Genomic DNA, 25,474 nt, shown 5'->3' on the forward strand with positions numbered 1-25,474 from the left:
TGAAGGTGTGAAAGGGGACGACGCCCGCTCACCGCAGTGGGAACACCACTACAACGGACACCGGTACTGGGTCCGGCCGGAGTTTGATCAACATGTGCCACGCGTCAGTCCCTCGGTCGGCTGTCCTCAAACCGGGGTCCCGGGCATCTCCATGACATGTTACGCCCTTTTAGCGGAGATCGTTCCCTGAATATTCACAGTGGACCCCAGGAGACGTCGCGCGACACAGGTTCCCAGCGGGGACAACCGATCCCACGATGGCGATGAGCCAGGTGGGACAGGTCGGAGAACCCGCCCGTGGCCGCGATGCCGAACACCTTTCAGGCCGCCCGGCCACCCAACAACGCTTGGCGACGCTGCCGACGATCAGTCGCAGCACATTTCGCCCGGTCGCGTGGCGATACGGACGCCCAAGCAGGCCGCTCGCGAATGTCAGGTGGGAACGGTTCGGGAGAAGACGCCCGCGATCTCCTTGACGCGTCGACGTGCTCGGCATGTTCGTCGCCAAGGTCCGGGGCGATGCCCAATCACACCAGGCCCCGTTCCAGTGACCGGGTGCCCCCTGAGCGTAGACCCTCGCAGGCCGTCCGGCAGGACCGAGACGAGAGTGGTACCTCGAGTCACGACGACCAGGCCGCTGATCTCAGTCGTGTGTGAGCAGCCACCACGCCACGAGCACGCCGCCTGAGTTGGTGGCCAGATGCACCAGCATCGGAGCGAGGAGACCCCGGGCGACGTGGCGCCACCAGTGCAGGACCACCCCCGCCACGGCGGCAGCCAGCATCGTCAGCACGGACACCACCAGGACCGGCACACCGCCAAACGTCGTGCCGATGGCGGCGTTCTGCGTGATGGCCAGCGACGGAAACGCATGCCAGAGCCCGAACAGCGAGGCCGCGACGAGCACCGGACGCCATCGCCACCGGTCACCGGCGCCCAACAGCGCCGGTAACACGCCCCGGAACGCGATCTCCTCGAGGAGCACCGTGCCCAGCGGGATGCGGACCAGGGTCACCCACGCCAATGTGCCGACGCCGAGCGTGTCCATCCGGGCATCACCGAAGAGGCCACGCAACCCTGGGAACGCCGCGGCGATCCCGAACACCAGCCCGATCGCCCCCAACCCGACCAGGCCGAACACCACCGGCCTGCGTAGTCGTCGAAGGTCCAGTCCGATGGAGCGCGCCCGCAACCCCGACCACCGGGCCACTCCCAGCGTCGCGGCCGCGACGACCAGACCGCACAACGGGTACGCCCAACCGGGCAATACCAGATTGACCAGCACAGTCGCCGCGGTCAACAGCACGAGAACCGCGATCATCGCCGGCACCCGACGGTTCGTCGCGTGAGAATCAGGTGGCAGCACCGCCGCCACAGTGGTCGACGAAGTCATTATGGCTCCAGTGTGCGCCAGCCCAAGCGGCCGAGGTGAACGAACGGGCCGGCGTTGACATATCGCCCACAATCCGCACACGTGGGTACGTCAAGTCCGAACGGACAGCGTTGAAAGCCCTGGAGCTCCCGCCAGTCCGCACCGAACCCCAAGGCCCTCGCCACCACATCACGGCGACTCGCTCGCCAGGGTCTATCCCATGATCGGTGTGTCCGGCGTTGTTGATCAGTAGGTCTCGGCTCCCGGCCAGCGGTCACCGAACGTGATGGCGAAGGCGTTGAGTACTGGCTTCCAGCGCATCGTCCACTTGGTGCGGCCTGTGCCGGTCGGGTCGAGGCTGCGGGTCACAAGATACAGGCACTTCATCGCTGCCTGTTCGGTCGGGAAGTGCCCGCGTGCGCGGATCGCCCGCCGGTAGCGGGCGTTCAAGGATTCGATCGCGTTGGTGGAGCAGATCATCCGGCGGATCTCGATGTCGTAGTCGAGGAACGGGATGAATTCTTCCCAGGCGTTGCGCCAGAGTCGGATCATCGCCGAGTATTTTTTCCTCCATTTCTCGTCGAGTTCGTCCAGTGCCGCTAGTGCGGATTCTGGGTTGGGGGCGGTGTAGATGGGTTTGATGTCCCGTTTCACCGCGTCCCAGTCCTGACGGGCGACCAGCCGGAACGTGTTCCGGATGAGGTGAACGACGCAGGTTTGCACGATTGTTCGCGGCCATACGTTCGTCACGACGTCGGGGAGGCCTTTCAGGCCGTCGCAGACGAGGAAGAACACGTCGGCGACGCCGCGGTTCTTGAGGTCGACCAGCACGCTCATCCAGAACTTCGCACCTTCGCCGCCGGTGCCCATCCACAGGCCCAGGACGTCCTTGCCGCCGTCCACGGTGACCCCGATCGCGGCGTAGACGGGCCGGTTGGCGACCTGACCGTCGCGGACCTTCACCACGATCGCGTCGATGAACACCGCCGCGTACACGGCGTCCAACGGCCGGTTCGCCCAGTCATTCATCTCGGCGACGACCTTGTCCGTGATCCGCGAGATCGTCTCCTTGCTGACCGACGCACCGTAGATTTCGGCGAAATGCGCGGAGATCTCGCCCGTGGTCATTCCTTTCGCATACAACGACAGCACGATCTCATCCACATCACCGAGCCGCCGCTGCCTTTTCTTCACGATCTGCGGCTCGAACGTGCTCTCCCGATCCCGCGGCACGCTGATCTCGACCTCGCCCGCGGCATCCGAAATGACAGTCTTCGACCGGCTACCGTTTCGCACATTCGCCGACTCGCGCTCGGGCTCGGCCCGGTTCTTCTCATGCCCGAGATGCTCGGTCATCTCCTCGTTGAGCGCGGTCTCCAGCACGTTCTTGGTAAACAGCTTCAACAGGCCGTCCGGGCCGGTCAACGCCAACCCCCGCGCCTTGGCCTCGGCCACCATCGCCGCCGCAGCGGCCTGCTCCGGCGACAGCTCTCGCCCCGGCTTCTCACTCTTGCGTGGACTCACAAGGTCCGATGTCATCACTCACAGTGCCCATCCCGCCGGACCTTCGGCCGGCGTGTCGGGCCGGACACACCGATCTTGGAACAGTCCCACCGGGCCCCGTTTGGTGGTCCAGTGGTTATGAGAGTGCTGGTTGGTTGGTCCATTGTTGACGGAACTGGGTGGGGGTGAGTCCGCCGAGTGATCCGTGGGGTCGGGTGGTGTTGTACTCGGTCCTCCAGTCGTCGGCCAGGACCTGGGCTTCCAGGAGTGTGTCGAACTGTTCGGTGGTCAGGAACTCGTCGCGGAACCGGCCGTTGAACGACTCGCTGTAGCCGTTCTGCCAGGGCGAGCCGGGCTCGATGAACACGGTGGCCACCTCGGCGAATCGGCACCAGTCGCGCATCGCCGCGGCGGTGAGCTCGGGCCCGTTGTCCATGCGCAGGTTCGCCGGCCGGCGCCCGGTCTCAGCGATGATCTTGTCGAGCAGGATGGTGGTGTCATCGGCGGTGAACGATCTGGCCGCCGCGGTGGCCAGCGCTTCGCGGGTGAACTCGTCCACCACGTTGCACCACCGGATCTGCCGGCCATCGGCGGTGACGTCGACCTGGAAGTCCAGTGCCCACACCTGATCGGGACAGGTCGCGGTCAGCCGGTCGCCGCGTTGCGGCCCGACCCGCTGCCTCTTGCGGGACCTAACCGGCCGCGTGAGCCCTTCGACGGCCCAGTAGCGGCGGATCCGCTTGTGGTTCACCAGGTGGCCTTCGCCGCGCAGCAGCCAGTACGCCTTGCGCCAGCCCCACCGCAGATGAGCCCGGCTGATCTCGCGCAACCGGGTCCGCAGCATCGACTCCACGTCGCTGGCTTGTCCCGGCGCGCGGCGCTGGGTCGAGCGGTGCCGGCCGACCACCGCACACGCCCGGCGCTGCGAGACCCCGAACCTCTGCTGAAGCACGTCCACCGCGCGACGCCGTCCGCCGGGGCTCACCAGTTTCCCCGGTTCAACTCCTTGAGCATGTCGATGTCCAGAGCCTGTTCGGCGACCATCTTCTTCAACCGGGCGTTCTCCCGCTCCAACTCCTCCAACCGCTTGGCGTCATCGCCCTTCATACCGCCGTACTGATTGCGCCACCAGTACCACGTCGCCTCGGTGATCTCCAGGCGCCGACACACCTCCGGCAGCTCCGCACCCTGCCCGAGTTGCTTCTCGCCCTCCCGCAGCTTGCGGATGATCTGCTCCGGCGTGTGCCGCCGACGTCGAGTAGCCATCGTCTTCGAGTCCTCCTACACCCATCATCGGGCATCGGACTCTCACACCAGACGGACCACTATCCGGGGACCCGGTCACGGGCGTGAACTCGTGCTCTGCCCATGAATGTTTGCCGGGCTGGCGACACGCGGTCAGGGTTGTGGTTGGTGACCGAGTTGCCGTCTGGCTGGGTGGCAGCCCATGGTGGTGCTTGCCTCGGCCGCCGGGAACACCGCGCCGGCGATCGGCCGCCCGATCCAGGGCGATGAAGACAGGGTCGAACGGTGTTTCACCCCGACCCACTCATCCTGGGGCCAACCCGATCGAAGTGCACGTCGCGCCGCTGCGCACCTTCGTCTTCGCTGGCTCGAACCATCCGAACCGCACCGTGGCAACCCGCGCACTGCACGAGCACCTGCGCTGGCGCGAACGAGCACGCGTCCCCAGCGAGAAAGGCATCCGCCGGGACGGCCAGCCCATCACCCCAGCCGCCCGACAGACCCGGCCAACCCACTGGACACAGCACTAGAGATCGGCGGGAGTGGTCAGATAGCGGAGGAGCATGGCGACCAGCTCGCGCTCGAATCGGTCGGCGTCCGAGGGGTCGGCGCCGGCGTGGAAGCGGTGAACGAGGGACTCGATCGCACCCACGACCAGCCGCGCGGCCATGGGGACGTCTTCGACCGTCACGTCCTGGTCGGCGGTGAGCATCCGCTCGGCGGCCGCCACCAGCCGCCGTTCCGCGTCGCGCAGGTAGGCCAGCAGCTCGGGCGGACGTGGCGCCTCGTCGAACAGAACCCGGTGCAGGGCGGGATCGTCGCGGTGGTTGTCCATCACGGCCCGGACGAACAACCTGATCCTGCCCTCGATCGAGTCGGGCAGCCGGCCGTCGGCGATCAGGCGCTCGACCGCGGCGATGCCGGACCTGGCGTGCGCGGTGGACAGCTCGACCAGGATCCCGTCCTTGTTCGGGAAGTACTGGTACAGCGAACCGACGGAGTGCCCGGCCTCTTCCGCGATCCGGTTCGTGGTGCCCGCCGCGTAGCCGTGCGTCGCGAAAACGCGAGCAGCCGCGTCGAGCAGCCGTTGCCTGGTCTCCAGCGCGCGCTGCTGACCTGGGACCTTCCGCGGTCTCAGCCGCTTGTCCGGCACGCGCGCACCCCCGGTGAAAGCGAGTAGTTCCCATCCGGCTGTGCGTCGGACTTGTGTGCCAGGGTCGTGTTCCGTGGTCCGCTGCCGACGGGTGGCGAGGTACAGGGCGAACACCCCGCCGCTCCCGACGCCCACGCTCAACCCGATCTTCAACGCGTCGAGCTGCACGGTGATGCGATCCTTGCTGGTCAGCCCGGTCAAGTCGAGCCACAGCAGGACCGCGCTGACAGCGGCGGCAATGAGCACAATCACGCCTACGGCGACGAGTGGGACCAACCATGCAGGCAGCACTTTGTACTTATGCACCCAGCCCGCCATGCTGCGGCTTCGTGTCCGAGGTTGTCTCGCCGGGGAGAGGCACGAAACTCATGACCAACCTCGCCAAATCACGGTCCGGTGTTACAACCGCAGGCAGAGCTTTCGACCAAGCTTGTTCTGCAGGAACCAGAAGTTTCATGTGTTGTTCTATCGTGCCGCGTTGCTACCGTCTCGGACGAACGCGCGCGTTCACGATCGGTGCGGTGTTCGGGGATCGGCCTGCTTTCCCAGTCTGATCGGGGTCAGACGAGGTCACCGTTGGACATGGCGGTGAGGCCTGCCCAGGAGAGGGGTGAAGTGTCGTGTTCGGCGCGCCATCTTTGCTGCGCTCGGCGAAGGGCCCAGGGTGCTCGTGCGCCGCGCGCCAACTGGATGTAGAGGTGTTCGAGGATGGTCGCGGTCGCGTGGCCGGTACTCGCGCCGTCGGGAAGCGGGAAGGTTCCGCCGATGACTGTGGAAGCGCCGCGGCAGAGCATCACCGACGGTATCCCGATCGGGTCCGTGCCGATTCGCCGATCGAGGTTTCCGGAGAAGCACGCACCGACCACCACGGTGCGGGGAAAGCGCAGCCCCATCATGCGTGCTGCGGACAGTCTGGTCCTCCGCTCCGGATTGAGCAGTAGCGAGTGTGCGAGACCGGGCCGGTCGTCGCCGTGCACAGACATTGTCAACATCGAGTACTTGTTCGCCGTGCCGAGCTCCCGGACGAGAGTGTCGGCGTCGATGGCCTCGTCGACCTGAGCCGGCCAGCAGGTTCGTAGCGAGGTTCGTTCTAGCTCGAGGCCTGCCTCGTCCACGCCGTGGAGGTAACTGAGCACGCCCCTGGCCGCGGGTTGGGGTGCCGGCTCCGGGTTGAGGACAGAGTTGGAGGGCAGCAATGCGGTCGCGGCGCGGTCGCCCAGGGTCGTCCCGGTGTCGTCGATCCTCAGGGCCGACCACGGGAGTGCCCAGAGCAGGCTGTCCGGCGAGAACATGATGAGCGGTATCTCGTCGTCGGCGGCGTTTGGTGGAGTGGCGGCGACGAGGTCGACCAGTGCGGGCGGCAGGAGCAGGGGGGTCAGGGACCGCCACGGCTGGTTCCAGTCCGCGAGCGCGCGACGTCGCACGCTGCGTTGCCACCCCTTGGTCGAGGCGCGCACGGCCTCGGGTTCGTCGGCGCCGGCGGGTCGTTTCCGGTCGGCGTGCCCAGTTACCTCCAATAACGACTGCGCCAGGTCTGACGGCAGCTCGCAGCGGTATGGCACGGGTGTCCGCCCCGGCGGCTCCCAGCTGCCGTAGATCACGATCTTGCCGTCGTCGGCGACCAGCCTTGTCTGCACGAAATGATGGCCGGGCACGATACGCTTACGCGGCTTGCCGACCGGTCCCTGCATCATCTGACGGAACTGGGCGGAAGCGACGTTTTCCAGTTTCTCGTACAGGTGTGCTGACGAACCGATCGTCGGGGTTTCCGGGTCCTCCGCTCGCGCCAGCTGGACGAGAAGCTCCGCGACGACACCCGGCAAGCCCTGGCGCGCGTCCGAGCCCGTGTCAAGAATTCCGGTTCGAAGCAGGTTGGCAATGTCGCTTTCACGGAGCATACCCAGCGCCGTGACGTACATCGTGAGCGCCTCGGGGTCATCGGCGGCCAGGGTCAGGGCCGCTTCCAGTGTCTGCTGCTCGACGTCGGCGAAGGAGGCATGCGCATCGGCTTGATGCTGACGCCATCCCCGAGCTGCCTTGAGTGCACCGGCGATTCGGAGGAACTTGGTCCCGGTGTCGACCTGCTCGCGCAGGTTCCCCTCGTCGATGGCCAGTCCGAACCGGACCTTCAAGTTGTCGGCCTGAAGTCCGACCGGGGTATCCGGGTGCATCGCCGCCTCGGCGGCGTCCAGCAATCGCCGACATCCCACGAGGTCACCTGCTCCTCCCACCCCGATGGCCTGGTGGTGCAACGCGTCAACGGCATGGTCCCGCATGTTCCACTTCGCCGCGAGCTCGTGCCCCTTGCGGGCGTGATCGGCTCCCCTGGGATAGTCACCGGTGTCGATGTACAGCCTCGCGAGCTCGATCTCGGTCCGGACTGCGGTCTGGCGGAACGCCCCGCGACGGCTTACGCTCCGCACCTCCTCGAGCACCTCGATCGCCGCCGCACTGTTGCCTTGCCGGACGTGGATCTTGGCGACCTGCTGAAGCATCTCGCCGAGTGCCGACGCGTTTCGGGGAGTTCGCCACCGTTGGTACACCTCTCGATAGAAGCGCACCCCACGCTCCGCGCTCGCCAACGCTACATCGAAGCGGCCCAGCGTGGTCGCTACCTGGGTCCGATGGAAGTCCACTTGAGCTGCGACCGCCGGTGTCTCCTCAATCTCCGGCCGCTGCGCGAGCTCGTCCAGAACGATCATGGCCTGGCCGATCTCGCCCTGGATGACCAGCTGGTTCGCCTGCTGCAGGATCAGCATGTGCTGCTTGACCTGTTCGAGGTTCTGCGTGGTCGGCCGCACGCCGAGTCGGGTGGCCAAATAGTTGCGATACAGCTGCCACGCCAGCACCACGGCCAGAAGGATTCCCCAGGTCCACGGAGAGGCGAGCATGTCAGGTGTCCTTGTCTTGCCGCTTGGTCAGGCGGTAGGAACCGTGAACCGCCTTGATGATCGACCGCGGGATGAACACGAAATCCTCGTTTACAGCGGTCCGCGGAGAGTCGCCCGGTCCGGACGACAGGATCGGTGGTCGCAGGACGAGTGCGTCCCGGGCCGGGTCCTCGGCCACCGAGACCGAGCGGAATACGCCTTCAATCAACCGGCCGTCATCGAGCTCCACGGCTAGAAACGCCGGCTTCCCGTCACGTTTCGCACCCAAGACACCAGCCCACGCGGAGCCCTGCTTGATTCTGGTAGGCAGTCGCCCGGCGCGTCGAACCCACATCCACCCCGCCAGCACGGCGAGGCCGAAGCTGACAAAGAGGACCAGGAGCGCCGACGCCACCACACTCCACGGGCGAGGCCAGTCCCCTGACCGGTTCCAGGCCAGCTCATCGAGAGACACCAACGGCGGAATGAACTCGCCGAGACCCAATACGACAACCGATGCCACAACGGACGTGACTGCACCGGCAGTCGCCATCTCGACGAGTTCGACGACCGTGCTCCTGTTGTCCCGGGCCAGGAATTGTGCGATCACCCGGTGGTATACGAGCCCAGGTGACAACGCGGCCAACACGAACACGATTCCAGTGATAGTGCCCGGCGGCATGGGACCTATTTCTCCGCCGCAGGGTTAGGTGGCGGTGTCGCGAAGGGGTCAGGAGTTTCGTAGTCGTCGGTATCGTCGTCGTCCATGTACGACCGCCACTCAGGATCCGGCTCATCAGGTTGCGTACCCATGCCAAGCTGATCGCAGGCCAAGCATGAACCGTTACCACCGATCTCCGATACTTGTGCCGACGAGCTCTTGCGAGAGGCTCGAACTTGATCGCATTACTTGCTTGACCGAATAAGTGGTCGACACACGAGCCGGGTCGGTGAGGGTTCCCTTTGTGGCCTCGCAGGGTGAGACCGCGCAGTCGCGTCGGCCGCAGGTCGGTTTGGCTGGTCACGCCGGTCCGTGCGGGCGACCGAGGCGTCTAACGCGGAGGTTCTGAGTCGCAGGCGGGCCGGTTCCCATCTGTAACAGCAGGTCGTCCTTGAGTTCGGCGCCGGAGGTCGTGCTGTCTGTGATTGAGCCAGGCGGTTGTGTGCCTCGGTGTTCGTCCTGAGGTAAGGTGCAGGCGAGAAGTGCGTATTGACCTGCGGAAACGCTGCTTGACTAAACGGTGTCTACGGAGGGGTCGGTAGGGGAGTCGCTAGACCCGAAAACTGGGTGCGGTACGCTTAGCGACGAGCTGGATGAACGACCCTGAGCACAGCGTTTAACTCGCTTGTGCTGGGGGTCAAGGGGTCGCAGGTTCAAATCCTGTCAGCCCGACCGGTAGAGAACAGTTTTCGCAGGTCAGCGAGGGTCCACCTAGGGCTCTCAACAGGACAGCCCCGGCGCGTGCAACATTCGTGCAACACGCCGGGGCTGTTCTCGTGTTCATGCCGCGTCCAGGTCGGCGAGCGTTTTCCGCCGTCGCGCGTCGAGCACGTCGGCGACCTCGTCGAGCCGTTCGGGCCAGAGGTGGCCGTAGTGTTGAGGGTCATCGCGGCGTCGGCGTGGCCGAGCATCTGCTGGATGACCTTCACGTCGGCAGCGATGGCGAGCGACGCGGCGGTGTGCCGGAGCTTGTGCGGCGTGAGCCCGTCAACGTTCAGGTCGGCCGCTGCCACCGCTGCGTTGAACTCCCGCACCCGCCAGTTGTTCGCCCGGAGCGACTGCCCGCGCCGGGTGGTGAACACCAGCTCGCCGGCCGGCCGGTCGCCGATGACCTCGCGGAGCACCGGTACCAGGCTCGCCGGGATCGACACCGACCGCTTCTTGCCGGTCTTGGGGAGGCCCTCCGCCTGGACGCGTTCACCTCGTAGAAGGTGCAGGCGACCCGGATCCGGCGGCGATCGAGGTCCACCCGGCCGACCCGCAGTGCCGCCGCCTCGCCCCAGCGCATCCCGGTGTAGGCGAGCAGGAGGATCAGCGCGCGGTTGATGTGCGCGGCGGCGGTGGGCCGTTGGTACTTCGTGACGAGCGTGGCCGAGGCGGTGGCCAGCTTCTCGACTTGCCCGTACGTGAGGTACACGTGCTCGGTATCCGGTCGGATCGGCAGGGTGACACCCTTGGCCGGGTTACGGGCCAGGCGGTCCGGCACACACCAGTCCAGCACCATCGAGAGCACGCGGCAGGCGTGCCGGGTCTGCGACGGCCCGAGCCCACTTCCGCCGTCGCCAGTCGGCTTGACCAGTGTGGACACCCACGTCGCCACGCGCTCTTTCCGGATCGCGTTGAGCGGGAGGTCCGCCCACTCCGGCAGGACGTGGTTGTCCAGCAGGCCCCGGTACTTCCACCAGGTGGAGCGCTTGAGGTCATGCCGCGCGTCCAAATTCGTCAGAGGGATAACCCCTGTATACCGGTCCCGCCCACGGCTCGCTCCCGTCAGCAACAGAGCCAGCCATCCCAACCTCGCGCTATTCACACGTGAGCTGATCTGGTGAGATCACCTCATGGGATGGATTGGATGCACAGCTCAAGGAGTTTTCTCGATGACTGAACAGCCCCGCGCTCTGCACAAGATTGCCTTCGATCTCTCGGAAGATGCGGCGGCGTGGGCGCGGGCGGCCGTGGAAAAACTCTGGGTCGAGAAGACAGATGTGCGGATGGAAGTTCGGGTGCGCAACGTTCCATTTTACGCTAAGGGAGTTGCTTTTGGTGACGTTGTCCGGGTTCGGATTGACCATGAGCGCAGACAGATCGTGTACGAGGAGTTCGTGTCGGAGTCCGGTCACTCGGCTGTTCGCCTTATCATAATGGACGATGACGCGAACAGCCGCGTCGTGGACGTTCTCCGGGCTCATGACTGTTGGTGGGAGGTAGACATAAGTGGACGCTTGTGGGCCGTCGACGTACCGCCTCCCGTCGACTACGCGATGATGAGGTCGTCCCTGCTGCGCCTGGCCGACGAGGGAGCGATCGGGTTTGAGGAGGCCGCCCTCGCGGCCGGCCATCGGCAGGCTGCGGGGCTGTCGTAGCCGCGGGGTCTCGGGGTATCCGGGCTAATTGGGTGGGCCAGCGGGTGGCCGCAGCCGGTGGCAGTTGCTCGTGGGCGGCTTCGTAGGTTGACAGGAGGGTGTTCAACCGGCTGATTTCGCCGTCAGCGCTGGCGGTCGGTAGTCGAGTTCGTCGACCTGGTGCGGCACGGCCAGGAGGTCGACCTCCAGTCCGATCAACCGCTTGAGGGTCGCGCGAGCGAACTGCACCTGCATGCCGTCGCTTGAGTTGCCGAGCACGACGCGGATGGACAGCTCGTCGTCCAAGTGCGGCAGGTCGACGAACTCGCCTGGCACTCCGGCAGCTGTCCGGAACGTCCAGTATCAGGGCCGTCAGTTCGGGCGGGTTGGGGATCACGGCGCGTCCCTCCGTGTTCTGGTCGGCGTTCGGCTTGGCTGTCCTCGGGGTCGCCAGTGCGTCCATTTCGGCCAGTGCGGCAGTGGCATTGGCTACCAGTTCATGCAGGGGTTCTCGGTCGAACGTGACATCGTGCTCGTAGGGTGAGTGGCTGAGTTGTACGTGAACCTCGTATTTTGACGCGCACTGAGCCCCGACTGGGGGATAACTATGGGCTCAATCATCCAAGATGTCCGATTTGCGGTAAGTGAATCTACGAAGGAATGAAGCGCAGTAATGTCAATGGAAGCGATCCGAGAATTTGTCGCGCGCTATAGGTGGACACCTGGTCCAGGCGTCTCAAACAACGAGATTGTGGCGGCTGAACGGGCCTTGGGTCCGTTTCCGGGCGGCTACAGGGAGTTTCTATCCGAGTTCGGTTGGCTAGAGTTCGGGTCATGCGAAGTGTATGGCCTGGGGTCCGGAAAACCGGATTATATGGATGTAGTCAGGATGACTCTATCAGAGCGTGCTCAGCCAGCGGTTCCCCTACCAGAGAGCTGGGTGTGTGTAATGAATGACGGCGCCGGTAACCTCTTTTCATTCGATACGAATCTAGTTGCGTCGGGTGCCGAAAATTCTCCAATATTTGGGACCACGAGCTGGGAGATGATCAGGATTTCGAAGTCCTGGCACCATCATTTCAGGAGTGGTTGATGAGCATGCTCCGAGTTGAATCTTCGTGATTGAAGATATCCGGACAACTCGCCTGGGCCGGTTACGGTGAAGTCGCGTTCGATCAAAAGCGCCTAACGCATTGATGTCTGGAGTCGGTGCCAGCTGATGATGCTGGTGGCGAGGGTGAGCAAGCCGTGGTGGATGTCGGTGCGGTGTTCCCAGCGTTCGGCGAGGCGGCGAACTGGTGGAGCCGGGCGAGGATCTGTTCGACGACCCAGGGGAGCGGTTGGTTGTTGTCGCGGGTGCCGCGCTGGCTGCTCAACGGAACGTGTCGTGGCCAATGGGCTTTTGGACGACGATCCGGAAACGCGTCAGAACCGGTTGCGGGTGTATCTCGCCGATGTCGGTGGAAGGAGCAAGGACGACAGCGACTTTCATCAGGTTCGGGCCGCGTTCTGTCATGAGTTCGCCGACGATCCGGTGTGTCGTCCTCCGGGTGAACCGTCGGATGGCGGTGGGTTCCTGCGCTTCATCTACGAACTGACGCCCATTTCCGACGCGGGCGACTGTTTGGACGGGAGCGTTGCAGGCTGTGCGTGGCTCGTGGCCAGCTTCATTCCCGGAAGTCGAGTCGTTCGGGGTATCGACAAGGCAACCGACGCCGCCGACACCGCGCGTTCCGGAGTCCGATCGTGCAAGACCGGCGGCAACAGTTTCGTCCCGGGTACAGAGGTTTTGATGGCCGACGGGGCCACCAAGCCGATCGAGGACATCGAGGTCGGCGACCACGTCCTGGCCACGGACCCGGTGACCGGCGAGACCGGTGCCCGCGAGGTGGTCGCCACGATCGTCGGTCAGGGCCGCAAGAACCTGGTCGAGGTCACCATCGACACCGACGGCCCCACCGGCGACCAAACCGGTTGGGTGGTCGCCACCGCCAACCACCCCTTCTGGATCGACAACCACCACCGCTGGACCAACGCCGAAGACCTAGGCACAGGCGACAACCTTCGGGTCGTGGGTAGCGTTCAGGGCGAGGTGCTGGCCACCCGGTCCTACATCACGCATCAAAGAGTCCACAACCTCACCATCAAGGACATCCACACGTACCATGTCGTGGCCAGTAGGATACCGGTCCTAGTGCATAACTGCGGGAACTGGTCTACACATCATGAGGATGCCGGTGACCTCGCTAAAAGATACACCGAGGGTCAGGCAACTCGGGATCCAGCGTCCCAGTGGTACCATGAAGAACTGAGCAACGACGAACTTCTAGCCGCAATTAACAATGTCGAAGAGGGAGATGCAATTGTCGTCTCGCGTAGTGGAATGATTCTTGGAGGGCATCACCGTTGGGACGAGCTTCAAAGGCGCATCAAAGACGGGCGCATCGATCCAGGAACACCTATCCGTATCGACGTCTACAATGGGGGTAGAGCTTCGATGTCTATGATTCACTCGACTGACCCTGACTTTTGTATTTGTCGGGCTAGTTTCGATACGTTGCTCGAGATTCAGTTGGAGGCGGAAAGTCGAGGTTGGGCAACTCGATGGACTTCGGTGGAGGCCCTTCGCAGCCAGGTTAAGGAAGAACTCGTCGTCCTCCAGTCGCTTATGCGTGAGGAGCGGGGAGGGACTGTGCGGGCATTCCGGTGCCTCGTGCTGTTCTCGGCTGTGGATGGCAGAGAGGCTGGCGGTGTTGCCACGATCGACCTCGACCCGGTGCGGTTTGGATCATTAGAGCGGATCGATCGGGACCCGGACGTTCGGCGAGTGCTTGCCCGGATGTTCTCCCTTGCATCGGGCGGGATCTCGATGGTCTCGAAGAAGTAAGAGCGAGTTCAGGCCGTCCTCAGAGGCTCATTGTCTACGCCCTGCCTACGATTGGCAATGCTGCTGATACTGCTGGCTTGGCGCGGACCGGTAGCCGGTCATGCAAGGTCGGGTATAACAGTTTCGTACCGGACACCAAGGTGCTGATGGCCGACGGCACGTCGAAGCCGATCGAGGACGTCGAAGTCGGGGACCTGGGTGCTGGCCACGGCCCCGGTGACCGGCGAGACCGGCCCTCGTACGGTCGTCGCGACGATTACGAGTCAGGGCCAGAAGGACCTGGTCGAGGTGACTGTCGACACTGACGGCCGGGCGTGTGTGGATGCCTCGCACGTGCGGGCGTAAAGGTGCCCCTATGTGATTCGTCAAGCCGGTGGAAGGGGTTGGGCCTGGTAGAGGGTGCGGTCGCGGAGCATGGCGTAGAGCACGTCGATCCGGCGTCTGGCCAGGCAGGTGATGGCGGCGACGTGGTGTTTGCCTTCGGCGCGTTTGCGCTTGTAGTAGGTCCGAGAGGCGGGTTCTCGTAGTGACGCGAACGCGGAAAGGTAGAAGGCGCGTTTGAGCTGCTTGTTGCCGCGTTGGGAGGGGTGTTCACCGCGGATGGAGGAGCCCGATGAGCGGGTGGCGGGCGCGAGCCCGGAGTAGGCGGCGAGGTGTCCTGCGGTGGGGAATCCGCTGGCGTCACCGACATCGATGAGGATGCGGGCTGTGGTCCTGACCCCGATGCCGGGCAGGTCAGGACCAAGCAGGCGTAGCAGCTGGCGACGTCCCGCCTTGCTGATCTGTGCAGGGGAGCCGAAGCGTTCCAGCGCCGCGCGGCCGGCCGGGTGGTCCAGGCGGGGTCCCGAGACTCGTTCCAGCGACGGGTGGATCTGGGTGAGCAGGCTACGCAGCCGGTTGGTGATCCGGGTGGATTCTTGAGCGAGGTCGTCGTCGAACCCGACGAGCATCTGCAATTCGGCGACGGTCTCGTCAGAATGGCCCTCTCGGAACGGTAAGGTTCCCCCAATGACACAAGTCTCCGGTGCCTACCTGGCGCGGTTCATGAGGTCAACGGCCCTTCTGGCCCTTCCATCGGAAACCCAGGCGGCCTGGCTCGCCGCGCTGGAACTTCCTGGTGAGCCCGCCTATGCGGACGAACTGGCGACGGAGTTCGACGACGGCGTGGGGCTACTCACTCAGTTCGTGGCCGCTGGCTGGCTTCGCCAGGATGCCGCGGATCGGCTGATGGCCGTGGATGCGCTCTTGGATGACATGAGCGGCCCCGGCCGTGAGAACCTCTGGACCATCGAGGCTCTCGCAGTAGCTCCTGAATGGGAGGCAGTCCGAGTAGCGGCTCGGCAAGCACTACTCGTCGTGTAGGTATTGGCAGATAGTGTTGGCGACGATGGGCCGCATTTGATGAAATTCGACTTCACGAGAGGCGTCCAGCCTTCTTTGCTGGGTGTGCGGAGCTGGTGGCTGCTCCGTCATAACGTCTCCCTGTAGCGACAGTAGGGCGATGCTTGATGGGGCGTAGTCGGCCATCAGTGGTTGAAGGAGAAGGAGAAAATTGGGAGAGTTCACTATGCGGTTAGGGCCTGTTTCATTGGCGTAGCCACTCGTTGATCGCGGCGATGTGGATTGTTGCCTGGTAGCGGACTGCGAGTTTGTCGAACCGGGTGGCCACGGCCCGGTTGCGTTTGAGTCGGTTGATCCCGCACTCGACCGCGTGTCGCTGCTGGTAGGTGGCGGGGTTGAACGCTGGTGGTCGCCCGCCGGTCCGACCGCGGTTGCGACGGTGTTGGATCTGGTCGGCGGGCTGGGGAATTGTGCAGGTGATCCCGCGTTGGCGGAGGTGGGCGCGGTTGGCGCGGGAACTGTAGGCCTTGTCGGCCAGCACGCGATCTGGTCGGGTCCGGGGCCGCCCGCCGCTGGCTCGGGCGACCCGGATCCCGGCCAGCACTGGCTCGAACTGCGGTGAATCGCCGCGCTGCCCGGCGGTGATCAGCAATGACAGCGGCTTCTGACCTTGCTCGGTGGCCAGGTGCAGCTTGGTGGTCCAGCCGCCCCGCGACCGACCTAACGCGTGATCGGCCGGTTCGGGCTCGCCAACACCGCCCGGTGGCTGTTTCTGTCGTTCGCTGTGGCTGCGTGCACCAGCGGCGTGCTGATGCGCCCGGTTGATCGTGGAATCCACACTCACGTCCCAGGTGATCAGCCCGGCAGCGTCGGCCCGGGATTGCAGGGCTGCCAGGATCACCGCCCACACACCGGCCCGTTGCCAACGCCGGAACAGGCCGTAGATCGTCTGCCAGCAGCCGTAGTCAGGTGGGACATCACGCCAAGGCGAGCCGACACGGACTCGCCAGCGGATACCGTCGAGAAGTTGCCGTTTGGTCCATTTCGGTGGGCGGCCTGGCTTCTTACCGACAGGCAGCAGCGGTTCCAGGATCGCCCACTGCGCGTCGGTCAGGTCAGCTCGCCCCGTCGCCGCTACGCTGGCCACGAGGTCTCCGGTTACTTGATCAGCTTGGTCGTTGATCGATCTACCGGAGACCTCGTCTATCTGCCGTACGACACGCCGTGCCTGCAGCCCTGATCACAAGCATCTACTGGTCAGCGCATTGAAACAAGCCCTAGTGCAGTGAACTGCATTCAACCAATCTGAACCTTCCTCCTTTGTGCTGGGGATTCTCTGTTTCTGCAGGTCAGGGGAATGCGATAACGACGCTGGGGGTCAAGGGGTCGCAGGTTCAAATCCTGTCAGCCCGACCGTGAGGGAAGCCGTCTACGCAGGTAGACGGCTACCCTCGCGAGTTCCGCGATGATGTTGTGCGGGTCGCTCGTGATCGTGAGCCCGGCGTGACGGTCGAGCAGATCGCCAAGGACTTCGGGGTCCACCCGATGACGTTGGTCAAGTGGCTGCGCCAGGCCGACGTCGCCGAAGGCGGCAAGCCCGGCGTGAGCGGCAGCGACTCGGCCGAGCTGCGCGAAGCGCGGAAGCGGATCAAGTTGCTCGAGCAGGAGAACGAAGTGCTGCGCCGTGCTGCGGCGTATCTGTCGCAGGCGAACCTGCCGGGAAAGGCTCTACCCGCTCGTGAGCGAGCTGGCCGCCGACGGTGTGCCCGTGGCGGTGACGTGCCGGGTGCGCTGCAGATCGCTCGACAGCCCTACTACCGGTGGCTGGCCCGGCCCGTCAGCGCCGCCGAACTTGTCGAGGCGTACCGGGCGAACGCGCTGGTAGACGCTCACCGTGACGACCCAGAGTTCGGATACCGGTTTCTGGTCGACGAGGCCCGCAGCGCGGGTGAATGCATGGCGGAACGCACCGCGTGGAAGATCTGCTCCGTCAACGGCTGGTGGAGCGCCTTCGCCAAACGCAAGGGTCGCGGCAAGGGACGCAAGGCCGGTTCCGCCGGTGCATGACGACCTCGTGGAACGCGACGTCACCGCGAACGGGCCGAACTGGTTGTGGCTAGCCGACTTCACCGAACACCCCACCGGTGAAGGCAAGCTCTATCTGTGTGCGATCAAGGACGCGTGGTCGAACCGGATCGTCGGCTACTCCATTGCCTCGCGAATGAAGTCCCGGCTGGCTGTCAACGCCCTGCACAACGCGCGCTCTCGGCGCGGTGACGTGGCAGGCTGCGTGATCCACACCGACCGCGGATCGCAGTTTCGATCAAGAAGGTTCGTCCGTGCCCTTCACCAGCACCACATGATCGGATCGATGGGCAGGGTCGGCGCCGCCGGTGACAACGCCGCCATGGAATCGTTCTTCGGCCTGCTGCAGAACAACGTGCTCGACCGCCAAACCTGGTCAACCCGCCAGCAGCTGAGGACCGCGATCGTGACCTGGATCGAACGGACCTACCACCGCCGCCGACGCCAACGATCCCTGTCCCGATTGACCCCTATCGAGTACGAGACCATCATGACCCCACTGGCCAGCCAGGCCGCGTGACTGAAACTGTCACCTGTCGGTGCAACAGACCCGGTGAGCCCTCCGTCGGGACGTAACGCCGACCACCGAACGGCCGGTTCCTCGCCGCTACGAGTAGGCGGCGCTGCCCCGAGCGACCGCCTCTTTCCTGCATGCCGACGGCGAGCGGTCTTCGCCACACAGACAGCCGCAACCACCGCTGCAAGCGGCGAAACATTTACATGGGTGATCGGTCCGTGGCAGATCCGGATGCCCACGTTTGGCGTCGCATCCAACGTTGGCGATGGCGCGCGCCGGTCGTGAACTACGACAGCTGCGCCGCCTTCGCGGCGATCGGTGACCACGGCATGCCCCAGCCGAGCCGCACGTCACCGCTCGTGGCCGTCGGGCTCGTGCAGCCTCACATCCGCGATCTCAGTACGTCGAACTCGCAGCCTGGCAAGGACGGGTCGAAGCCGTGCTCGACCAGCCAACGGACCGCCACCAGGCTACGCCACGACCACCATCCGCGGATCACGTCGAGGTCGACATCGGTGCGGTAGCCGGCGACCACGTCGTCAAGGTGCTCCTCGTGTCCGAGCGTCAAGACGGCGAGGTCGTACAGGGCATCGCCCTGGGCGGCCTCGGACCAGTCGATCACACCGGTGATCTTGTCATCGTCGACGAACACGTGGGTGATCTGCAGGTCGCCGTGAATGAACACCGGTTTCCATGGCCGCAGCGCAGCCTCGGCGACCTGGCGGTTGCGGGTGACCAGTTCGGAGGGAAGGACACCGTTCGTGACGAGCCATTCGCATTCGCCGTCCAGGCGGGACGCGATCTCGTCGAGGTGCCGACCGGGCCATGGCGGCAGGGGCGCGTCGTGTAGCCGCCGTGCGGCCGCACCCGCCGCGGCCCACGCCAACGACGACGCGGGCGACGGCTCGCCGAGGCAGCCCAGTGCCACCCCTGGCAGAGCGGCGAGCGCGAGCACGGGTGGCTCGCGCCACAGGACCTGCGGAGTCGGGATCGGAGCCAAAGCCATCGCCTCGACCTCGACGTCGGTGCGCGTCTGATCAGCGTCGATCTTCAGGAACACGTCGCCGACGCGCAGGGTCGCGCGCTCGTCGTGGGCAACAACGACCTTGACCTCTTCCACGACGGCCAACATTACAGGATGATCATCGACGCCGCCGCCAGTTTGTTGCGTGCGGATCGAAATGCGCTACGACGCACAGGCAAGCCACCTGGCCGACTTGCACACATCGGCACGAGCGTGTGTTCCGGGGTCGCAGTGCGTCGGCTCGCGGCTGGTAAGGTTGGACAATCGATCGAAGCGCGATGAATGCTCGTTGGCTCAGGGTGGCCAGTGGACTGCCATTACCCCAGCGCCGCACGTCCAGATGGTCTCTGCGAGGTACTGCCAAAACGACCTGGACTTGTCCTTCGTGTTGCGAACTTCGTTCTTGCTGTTCACGTTTAGCTCCTTCCTGACGTTGCGGTCAGTCGACTTACGAGATCGGAAACGCCTCTCACTTACGAGACGCACGACCGCCAAGCCAAGGAGCCCAAGGACACCCGTGATGACGCCCCAAGGTTCGATCCCTGGGACCACTGGCACCCTCAGCCAACGAGCTACGCGATCATACCGGTTTGCCGCAGTCGGGGGCAGGTACACGCTCGTCGGGATGAGCGCGTGGTGCCCGCGGTCGTTGATGTGTTCGGTGCAGGCGTCTGGCTGTGCCGGGCGGGTGGCATTTCGCGCCCGGGACTGGTGTAGCGGCGCGGCCTGTGCTGGAGTGGGTGCGGCGTTGATCGGTGGAACATCCGCGTCCGTTCGTGAGTTGAGCATGGCATGAGCCAACTCGTTGACCGCACGATCACCGCGCTCCGTTCCGAGCATGACATGCTCGCCGGTCTCGTCCGCACCCTCACCGACGACCAGTTGGCCACCAAAAGCGGGGCTGCGGAGTGGACGGTCGCCCAGGTCCTGTCCCACCTCGGCAGTGGTGCGGAGATCGGCCGGGCGCCCATTGCCCGGGCCGCCGGAGAGACCGTGGCGGCCGAGGACAACCAGACGATCTGGGCCCGCTGGGACGGGTCCGCGCCGCGTGCGCAGGCTGAGGGCTTCCTGGAGCACAACGGCCGTTGGCTCGACATGGTCGAGGAGTTCACGCCCGAGCAGCGCTCGTCACTGATCGTCGACTTGGGGTTCCTGCCGGAGCCGGTCTCGCTGTTGACCGCCCTGGGCATGCGGCTCAACGAAGTGGCCAACCACTCGTGGGACGTGCGCGTGGCCTTCGACCCCCACGCCGGTGTGGACGCCGATTCGGCCGCGGTGCTCGTCGAACTCCTGGCCGGGCCCGTCGGCTTCATGCTGAACTTCCTCGCGAAACCGGCCGAGCTCACGGACCCGGTGTCCGTCGCGATCCCCGGCGGCGGTCTGGTGATTGACGACGCGGTCACCCTCGTGGACCGTCTCGAGTCACCTTCCGCGACGTTCAACGGGCCAGCGGAAGCTTTCGTCCGGCTGATTAACGGCCGACTCAAGGCACCGTACGACAACGGCGTCACCATCGACGGTAGCACCACGCTCGACGACCTGCGCCGCGCGTTTCCCGGCTTCTGACGTTCGGTCGAGTCCTGAGGGGGCGAACTCCGCACTCCAGACGCTCCGCTCCTCGGTATGACAGGGCGTTTACTTGTGCCCGATGTCCGTGAAGGCAGACGTGAAGTACCTCGATCATGACGCGGTCGACGTTATCTACACCGCCTGCGGGGTTGCACTACCGAAAACCGAAGCCGCTCGCATTCGCCTGGCACGTTGATTACGAGAGCAGGAACGAGTTCGTGGGTGTACTTGAGCCGATCATCCGTCAGAACAGTCTGTGAACCCCGATCCGAGCAATGTCATGAGCTCCCGGCCACGCGCAAACCGGTCTCGTCGAACCCGCCACCTCCGACCAGCGATCCGATCCCGCACGACATCGCAGAACTCCTCCAACCCGGAGGCCGCCCTCTTCGTCATAGTCGCCACGGGTGCCCTCGGAGACCCGGGCGCCGAATAACTCGGCCATGCCTGTGCGGTTTCTTGGGCAGGAATTGGCCCGACATACAGGTAGAGGATTATCACGGTGATCTGCGGTCCATACTGCGCCGGCGCCGTCACGCCTTCCTGCGCCGTACCACAGGTCGTGGCTCCGCTCCGGCAGTGGCGCGTGATGAGCAGATGCTCGGTCACTTGTACCGTGATGGTCGGCAGGTCGAACACCTGCCGACGCTCCATCCCGACTTCAGGAGCGTCCGCGAGACCGGCCTCCATAACTCCCACACAGGCAAAGCTCGTGCCGATTCCGCTCGTTCGGGCTATCGACCAGATCCAACGTTGAGCCCGGATGGCCACGCTGCCCACCCGGCTTGCGTCCACTCTTGCCAGCCCGACTGCAACGGTCCGTGTGCGCACCGTGCCGCCCGCACCTCGCGCCATTCATCGGAGTTAAGGCATCGTTCGGAGGCCAGTGGCGGCGGCATTCTCTCCTGTCGGTTGGTGATGCCGGTAGGTGCCGCGCGCTATGCGACATGAGCGGACGTTTGCGGGCACGCGGACGAATTCGTGCTGGCCGGCGGTGCGCTGTCAGTCTGACGCGTTGGAGGGACAGGAACGGTCGAGCCCAGCGACCGCAGTACGCCGGCTACCGCCTCTACTCCGCTGAGAACCCGCGGCGCCTGCGCTTCTGGTTCTAACGGGAGCTGGACTTCGACCTGGGTGCGATCGCCACCATCGCGCCGACCCCGAGATCACCGACGAGGATCAGCTGGGGGCCAACAGCGCCCCCTGGCCGGTTCCACAACTGCGACCACGACGCCCACCGCGAACTCGTCGCCGCCTACCTGACCAACGAACGCATCGACCTCAACTTCGACGACGTCGCACCCGGTCTGTCCCGCTACGTTCACGATGCCATCACCGCCAACGCCAACCGCCAGAGTACTCGACGCCCCTTCGGCGTTGGACTCGGTGTTGAACAAATGCTGTGCGGCGTCTGAAGATCGTTCCGCTCTCAGCACGTGTCGCGGGACAAGCGTTGCTCGCGGTTCCAGCGGTCAAGGAGCTTGGGGAACTCACGGGCCATGAAGCTGTACATGTCTGCCATCCGCTGGAGTCGTTGCCGCGGTACGGGGTCGCTGCCGACCACAGCCAGGCCCCGGGTCACCAGCGCGTGGACGGCATCGAATTCGGCCATTTTGGCGCGGAAGGCGCGGCCGAACACGTCTTCGGTCAGCCGGTAACGGTCCCTACGTTGTCGGGGCGGTCGATAACGCTCGACGAGTCCGGCGGCATCGAGTTGCCGCAGCGCCACGCTCATGCTGCTTTTGGCTACGGCGAGTTCGTCGACGAGTTCCGGTGCATCGGCCGACCCGTCCGGGTGTGTGAGCAGCCAACCGAGTACCCGGCCCGAGGTGCGGCTCAAGCCGAGCCGCTCGAAGAACAGCCCGGCGTCCTCGACGAACTCCTGCCGGGCGGTGGAATGCGTGGCGCTCATGACCTGCTCACCACGCCCACCGGAGGTTACCAGTGGCATCCTGCGTTAGCTCCCACAGCCGGGCACGGGCCTGCCCGTCGTATGCGAACGCCGGCGCGGTCACCGGGCGTTCGTTCTCGTCGACATACACACCACTGAGCCGGCCACGCGCGTCCGCGTGTTCATCCCGTTCGGTATGACCGGTCCGGAAGGTGTCTCTGGTGGCAATCCTGGCGTAGGTGCCGGCCAGCCGCTGCGGCGGCGCCGACAGCCGGTTCTTCGGCGCGTACAGCACGCGCAACGCCCACGGCATGGCGGCGATGCGGTCGGCGTCCAGCCGAACCGCAGGGACCCGAACACAGGCCACGTCAAGCCGCCCGACGGTGCGCAGCGCGAGCTGGAACGACATCATCAACTGTGCCAGCTTCGCGTGGTAGTAGGCCCGGGTTGGGCTGTACCAGTCCGGACTGTCGAGCGCGTCGAAGCGAATCCTGATCCGCGGCATCGAGATCAGTCCCTTGCTGGCGACCGTGATCAGCCTCGGCCGAGGCGCCGCCGCGAGCAACCCACTGAGCGCGGCGGTCAACTGGAACGGCCCGAGATGGTTAGTGGCCCAGAACAACTCGTGCCCGGCGGCGGTGAAGGAGGGTGTGCGCATCGTCTGGTCGAACACCGCGGCGTTGTTGATCAGCACGTCCAAGTGGTCCAACTCATGGCCCAGCCGGGTCGCCGCGGCGGCAACGGACGAAGGGTCGGCCAAGTCTGCGAGAACGAGGCGAGCTGGGATCGAAGCGACACGGTTGATGCTCGTCAGTGCGTCCTCGCCCCGACCGCGGTCACGACACAGCGCATAGACCTGGTGCCCCTCCGCCGCCAGTTGCTGGGCAGCACGCAAGCCGATACCCGAGTTCGCTCCAGTGATACCGATGACAAGCGATCGACCGACCATGCCCACCCATCCGCGTTCGTAGTGTTCGGTTCGTTCCGAACGCTACAGGAACTAAGCCAAGAGCTCCTAACGCATTGTGTGGGGGAGTCTGCGCCAGCAGATGACGTTGGTGGCGAGGGTGAGGAAGCCGTGGTGGATGTCGGTGCGGCGTTCCCAACGTTCTGTGGGTCGTCGGAACTGGTGGAGCAGAGCGAGGGTGTGTTCGACGGCCCATCGGACGGGTTGGTTGTTGTCTCTGGTGCCGCGCCGGCTGATCAGTGTTCGGATTCCGCGTTGGCGTCACAGGGTGCGGTATTTGTCGTGGTCGTAGCCGCGGTCTGCCACGATGGCGTCGGGCTTGCGGCGTGGGCGTCCGCGTCGGCCGCGGATCGGCGGTATGGCGTCCAGGAGTGGGACCAGCTGGGTGATGTCGTTGCGGTTGCCGCCGGTCAGCGTCACCGCGAGCGGGATGCCGCCGCCGTCGCAGATCAGGTGGTGTTTGGAGCCGGTCTTGCCTCGGTCGAGCGGGCTCGGGCCGGTCGCGGCACCCCCATTTTTTCGCCCGCACGTGGGAGGCGTCCACGCATGCGTGTGACCAGTCGATCCGGCCGGCTTCGTTCAGCTCCGCGAGCAACGCCTGGTGGAGCTGGTCGAACACCCCAGCGGTCTGCCAGTCCCGCAGCCGGCGCCAGCAGGTCATCCCGCGGAACCGAACCCGAGTTCCTGAGGGAGATCCTCCCAGCCGATGCCGGTGTAGAGCACGAACAGGATCCCTTGCAGTACCTGCCGATCCGGCAACGGCTTCGGCCCGGTCCGGCTCACCGGCCGAACCGGCAGTAACGGCTCGATCCGGGACCACAACTCGTCCGACACCATCCAGGGCGCAGCCACCACAAGATCATCTCAAATCAAGACCACCAATGTGTTAGGGGCTCTATGTGGCAAGGAATTCCGTCAGCACGGGCGAGAGCAGTTCTGGTGGCACGACGTGCCCCTGCCCTTCCATGACGTGGAGTTTCCCCTGTGTCAGGGCGTTCGCAAGTTCCCGCGCTGTGTTCACCATCCACGGTGGGCTTTCGGTGCCGGCGAGCACAAGCGCCGGGTTGGTCACCGCGTCGGCTTGCTCGACCGGTGTGCGACAACCCCGGCTCTCGGTGCTCATGACCTCGAACGGGTCATACAGGAGGGTGGGCGCGTTCGCCACCATGGCCGGGTCGTTCCGAACGTGGGCGACGATCTCCGGGGGCATGCCGGCCGAGGCGAGGAAAAGCTCAACGGCGTCACCGCGGCGGCCCTCGTCGAGCAGTAGCCGGTATTTCTCCGCTTCCTCTCGAGTCGCGCGGTCGTCCTCGTCGGGATCGAACGGCAACTCGTGCAGCACGATTTTGTCGATCGGCAGACCGCGCTCCGCCGCGTGGAGCACTAAGCCCGCACCGGAGGAATGGCCGTACACCGAGGCGAACCCACCGGCCGCCGCGATGACGGCGGCGAGGTCCTCAACCTCCCGCTCGACCGAGTACGGGGCGGTATCACCGGAGTCACCCCGCCCACGACGGTCGTAGTTGAACACGGTGAACCGCGCGGCGAGCACCTCGGCAAGCGGCCGGTAGGAGGCCCGGCCCTGCAACGCGCCGCCGACGATGACCACCGGCCTCCCACTCCCCAACAGGTCGTAGCCAATCGTGGTCCCGTCCCCAGAACTGGTCTTCATGGTACTAGACCGTACAGTACTCAGTACTGGACAGTCTAGTACCATGAGGCGCATGGACGAGACGGACCGATCAGCCCGCAAACGACAGGCGATCCTGGACTCAGCGCGGTCGGTGTTCCTGCAGAAGGGATATGCCGGGACCAGCATGGACGAGGTGGCCGCGCAGGCCACAGTGTCGAAGCAGACCGTCTACAAACACTTCGCGGACAAACGCCGGTTGTTCGAGGCGATCACCACCGGAGACATCAGCGCAACCGAATCGCTGACCCACGACATGCTCGCCTCGCTATCCATGACCGACGACCTGGAGCACGA

General features: G+C 65.0%; 20 protein-coding genes and 4 pseudogenes. 8 read left to right on the top strand and 16 right to left on the bottom strand.

Going from position 1 to position 25,474, the window contains the following annotated elements; all coding sequences use genetic code 11:
* Nucleotides 1-643: 643 nt before the first annotated feature.
* From JT362_RS33310 to JT362_RS35720, 8 genes and pseudogenes are all read right to left on the bottom strand, one after another.
* On the bottom strand, nucleotides 644-1,393 hold the full coding sequence (locus tag JT362_RS33310) for a CPBP family intramembrane glutamic endopeptidase (RefSeq protein ID WP_260195883.1): 750 nt from the start codon (nucleotides 1,391-1,393) through the stop codon (nucleotides 644-646).
* Between the two features lie 225 nt (nucleotides 1,394-1,618).
* Nucleotides 1,619-2,911, bottom strand: a complete 1,293-nt coding sequence (locus JT362_RS33315; RefSeq protein WP_446014143.1) for an IS256 family transposase — start codon at nucleotides 2,909-2,911, stop codon at nucleotides 1,619-1,621.
* A gap of 100 nt (nucleotides 2,912-3,011) precedes the next feature.
* Nucleotides 3,012-4,141 (bottom strand): IS3 family transposase gene (locus JT362_RS33320; RefSeq protein ID WP_375546594.1). Its coding sequence is split into 2 segments (ribosomal slippage): nucleotides 3,012-3,874 and nucleotides 3,874-4,141, totalling 1,131 coding nucleotides; the frame shifts between segments, so codons are not numbered across the junction.
* Between the two features lie 505 nt (nucleotides 4,142-4,646).
* Nucleotides 4,647-5,591: a TetR/AcrR family transcriptional regulator gene (locus tag JT362_RS33325; RefSeq protein WP_260195886.1), complete on the bottom strand. Its 945-nt coding sequence runs from the start codon at nucleotides 5,589-5,591 to the stop codon at nucleotides 4,647-4,649.
* 242 nt (nucleotides 5,592-5,833) lie between these two features.
* Entirely contained in the window at nucleotides 5,834-8,164 is a 2,331-nt protein-coding gene (locus JT362_RS33330) for a CHAT domain-containing protein (protein ID WP_260195887.1), read from the bottom strand.
* A gap of 1 nt (nucleotide 8,165) precedes the next feature.
* Nucleotides 8,166-8,825, bottom strand: a complete 660-nt coding sequence (locus JT362_RS33335) for a DUF6338 family protein (RefSeq protein ID WP_260195888.1) — start codon at nucleotides 8,823-8,825, stop codon at nucleotides 8,166-8,168.
* Nucleotides 8,826-9,517: 692 nt separating this feature from the next.
* Complete coding sequence (locus JT362_RS33340) at nucleotides 9,518-10,015, bottom strand: tyrosine-type recombinase/integrase (RefSeq protein WP_260195889.1); 498 nt, start codon at nucleotides 10,013-10,015, stop codon at nucleotides 9,518-9,520.
* 113 nt (nucleotides 10,016-10,128) lie between these two features.
* A pseudogene (locus tag JT362_RS35720) lies at nucleotides 10,129-10,674 on the bottom strand (tyrosine-type recombinase/integrase); the annotation flags it as partial.
* Nucleotides 10,675-10,741: 67 nt separating this feature from the next.
* On the opposite strand from JT362_RS35720, the gene JT362_RS33350 reads away from it, so the two are divergent.
* A complete protein-coding gene (locus tag JT362_RS33350; RefSeq protein ID WP_260195891.1) occupies nucleotides 10,742-11,227 on the top strand; it encodes a DUF4265 domain-containing protein in 486 nt (161 codons plus the stop codon).
* Nucleotides 11,228-11,329: 102 nt separating this feature from the next.
* On the opposite strand, the gene JT362_RS33355 is transcribed toward JT362_RS33350, so the two are convergent.
* Nucleotides 11,330-11,542 carry a hypothetical protein gene (locus JT362_RS33355; protein ID WP_260195893.1) on the bottom strand — a complete coding sequence of 71 codons (213 nt, stop codon included), beginning with the start codon at nucleotides 11,540-11,542 and terminating at the stop codon, nucleotides 11,330-11,332.
* Between the two features lie 343 nt (nucleotides 11,543-11,885).
* Between JT362_RS33355 and JT362_RS35725 the strand changes: the two genes are divergently transcribed.
* A complete protein-coding gene (locus tag JT362_RS35725) occupies nucleotides 11,886-12,299 on the top strand; it encodes an SMI1/KNR4 family protein (protein WP_375546595.1) in 414 nt (137 codons plus the stop codon).
* 294 nt (nucleotides 12,300-12,593) lie between these two features.
* Nucleotides 12,594-14,093, top strand: coding sequence for a polymorphic toxin-type HINT domain-containing protein (locus JT362_RS33360; RefSeq protein ID WP_260195894.1), 1,500 nt, complete (start codon nucleotides 12,594-12,596; stop codon nucleotides 14,091-14,093).
* Nucleotides 14,094-14,458: 365 nt separating this feature from the next.
* Here JT362_RS33360 and JT362_RS33365 read toward each other — a convergent pair.
* Nucleotides 14,459-15,070, bottom strand: a pseudogene (locus tag JT362_RS33365) (transposase); the annotation flags it as partial.
* 31 nt (nucleotides 15,071-15,101) lie between these two features.
* Here JT362_RS33365 and JT362_RS33370 point away from each other — a divergent pair.
* Nucleotides 15,102-15,455 (top strand): hypothetical protein, encoded by a 354-nt coding sequence (locus tag JT362_RS33370; RefSeq protein WP_260195895.1) that lies wholly within the window; start codon nucleotides 15,102-15,104, stop codon nucleotides 15,453-15,455.
* Between the two features lie 223 nt (nucleotides 15,456-15,678).
* Here JT362_RS33370 and JT362_RS33375 read toward each other — a convergent pair whose 3' ends face one another.
* Nucleotides 15,679-16,581 (bottom strand): IS5 family transposase, encoded by a 903-nt coding sequence (locus JT362_RS33375; protein ID WP_260195896.1) that lies wholly within the window; start codon nucleotides 16,579-16,581, stop codon nucleotides 15,679-15,681.
* 326 nt (nucleotides 16,582-16,907) lie between these two features.
* Between JT362_RS33375 and JT362_RS33380 the strand changes: the two are divergent.
* Nucleotides 16,908-18,039 (top strand): annotated as a pseudogene (locus tag JT362_RS33380) (IS3 family transposase).
* 379 nt (nucleotides 18,040-18,418) lie between these two features.
* Here the strand turns inward: JT362_RS33380 and JT362_RS33385 are convergent.
* Nucleotides 18,419-19,168 (bottom strand): aminoglycoside phosphotransferase family protein, encoded by a 750-nt coding sequence (locus JT362_RS33385; protein ID WP_260195897.1) that lies wholly within the window; start codon nucleotides 19,166-19,168, stop codon nucleotides 18,419-18,421.
* A 684-nt stretch (nucleotides 19,169-19,852) separates the two neighbouring features.
* On the opposite strand from JT362_RS33385, the gene JT362_RS33390 reads away from it, so the two are divergent.
* Together JT362_RS33390 and JT362_RS35730 are read left to right on the top strand one after the other, a co-directional pair.
* The gene (locus tag JT362_RS33390; protein WP_260195898.1) at nucleotides 19,853-20,626 is read left to right on the top strand and encodes a maleylpyruvate isomerase family mycothiol-dependent enzyme; all 774 of its coding nucleotides are present in this window, start codon (nucleotides 19,853-19,855) and stop codon (nucleotides 20,624-20,626) included.
* 1,181 nt (nucleotides 20,627-21,807) lie between these two features.
* On the top strand, nucleotides 21,808-22,044 hold the full coding sequence (locus tag JT362_RS35730) for a TipAS antibiotic-recognition domain-containing protein (protein ID WP_375546596.1): 237 nt from the start codon (nucleotides 21,808-21,810) through the stop codon (nucleotides 22,042-22,044).
* A gap of 14 nt (nucleotides 22,045-22,058) precedes the next feature.
* Here the strand turns inward: JT362_RS35730 and JT362_RS33395 are convergent, their stop codons facing one another.
* The 4 genes and pseudogenes from JT362_RS33395 to JT362_RS33410 form a co-directional block, all read right to left on the bottom strand.
* Nucleotides 22,059-22,541, bottom strand: a complete 483-nt coding sequence (locus tag JT362_RS33395) for a GbsR/MarR family transcriptional regulator (protein ID WP_260195899.1) — start codon at nucleotides 22,539-22,541, stop codon at nucleotides 22,059-22,061.
* A 7-nt stretch (nucleotides 22,542-22,548) separates the two neighbouring features.
* A complete protein-coding gene (locus JT362_RS33400; protein ID WP_260195900.1) occupies nucleotides 22,549-23,469 on the bottom strand; it encodes an SDR family NAD(P)-dependent oxidoreductase in 921 nt (306 codons plus the stop codon).
* Between the two features lie 66 nt (nucleotides 23,470-23,535).
* A pseudogene (locus tag JT362_RS33405) lies at nucleotides 23,536-24,324 on the bottom strand (IS5 family transposase).
* Nucleotides 24,325-24,382: 58 nt separating this feature from the next.
* Nucleotides 24,383-25,159, bottom strand: coding sequence for an alpha/beta fold hydrolase (locus JT362_RS33410; protein WP_260195901.1), 777 nt, complete (start codon nucleotides 25,157-25,159; stop codon nucleotides 24,383-24,385).
* Nucleotides 25,160-25,211: 52 nt separating this feature from the next.
* On the opposite strand from JT362_RS33410, the gene JT362_RS33415 reads away from it, so the two are divergent.
* A partial coding sequence (locus tag JT362_RS33415; protein WP_260195903.1) for a TetR/AcrR family transcriptional regulator occupies nucleotides 25,212-25,474 on the top strand: 263 nt, incomplete at its 3' end.

The sequence above is a fragment of the Actinophytocola gossypii genome (genome assembly GCF_025165815.1).
In the GTDB taxonomy this organism is placed as follows: Bacteria; Actinomycetota; Actinomycetes; order Mycobacteriales; family Pseudonocardiaceae; genus Actinophytocola; species Actinophytocola gossypii.

Coding starts and splice junctions, on each gene's coding strand:
- JT362_RS35725 (WP_375546595.1), top strand. CDS start 11,886: ATGGAAGCGATCCGAGAATTTGTCGCGCGCTATAGGTGGACACCTGGT.
- JT362_RS33400 (WP_260195900.1), bottom strand. CDS start 23,469: ATGGTCGGTCGATCGCTTGTCATCGGTATCACTGGAGCGAACTCGGGT.
- JT362_RS33325 (WP_260195886.1), bottom strand. CDS start 5,591: ATGGCGGGCTGGGTGCATAAGTACAAAGTGCTGCCTGCATGGTTGGTC.
- JT362_RS33330 (WP_260195887.1), bottom strand. CDS start 8,164: ATGCTCGCCTCTCCGTGGACCTGGGGAATCCTTCTGGCCGTGGTGCTG.
- JT362_RS33410 (WP_260195901.1), bottom strand. CDS start 25,159: ATGAAGACCAGTTCTGGGGACGGGACCACGATTGGCTACGACCTGTTG.
- JT362_RS33390 (WP_260195898.1), top strand. CDS start 19,853: ATGAGCCAACTCGTTGACCGCACGATCACCGCGCTCCGTTCCGAGCAT.
- JT362_RS33395 (WP_260195899.1), bottom strand. CDS start 22,541: ATGAGCGCCACGCATTCCACCGCCCGGCAGGAGTTCGTCGAGGACGCC.
- JT362_RS33335 (WP_260195888.1), bottom strand. CDS start 8,825: ATGCCGCCGGGCACTATCACTGGAATCGTGTTCGTGTTGGCCGCGTTG.
- JT362_RS33310 (WP_260195883.1), bottom strand. CDS start 1,393: ATGACTTCGTCGACCACTGTGGCGGCGGTGCTGCCACCTGATTCTCAC.
- JT362_RS33370 (WP_260195895.1), top strand. CDS start 15,102: ATGACACAAGTCTCCGGTGCCTACCTGGCGCGGTTCATGAGGTCAACG.
- JT362_RS33350 (WP_260195891.1), top strand. CDS start 10,742: ATGACTGAACAGCCCCGCGCTCTGCACAAGATTGCCTTCGATCTCTCG.
- JT362_RS33385 (WP_260195897.1), bottom strand. CDS start 19,168: ATGTTGGCCGTCGTGGAAGAGGTCAAGGTCGTTGTTGCCCACGACGAG.
- JT362_RS33315 (WP_446014143.1), bottom strand. CDS start 2,911: ATGACATCGGACCTTGTGAGTCCACGCAAGAGTGAGAAGCCGGGGCGA.